Below are 223 nucleotides of genomic sequence, written 5' to 3' on the forward strand. Positions count from 1 at the left end.
CCGTGACCGTTGCCGGCGACGACAACATCACCACCGAAGCCCAAGACGATAAAGTGACCGTTAAGCTGAAAAAAGACCTGGTAGTGAACAGCGTCGAAGCCGGCGACACCACCGTGAACAACGACGGTGTGAAAGTAGGCGACGATGTTGCATTGACCCAAGACGGCGTTAAAGCAGGTGACGTCAAACTGACCAAAGACGGTTTGAACAACGCCGGCAAGAA

General features: G+C 53.8%; 1 protein-coding gene. It reads left to right on the forward strand.

All coding sequences use genetic code 11. From position 1 onward, the window contains the following. The coding region (locus ACTHTU_RS11465; protein ID WP_440362620.1) for a hypothetical protein at positions 1-223 on the forward strand (223 nt) is incomplete at both ends.

The sequence above is a fragment of the Neisseria sp. P0020.S005 genome, assembly GCF_051957055.1.
GTDB classification, from domain to species: Bacteria; Pseudomonadota; Gammaproteobacteria; order Burkholderiales; family Neisseriaceae; genus Neisseria; species Neisseria subflava_A.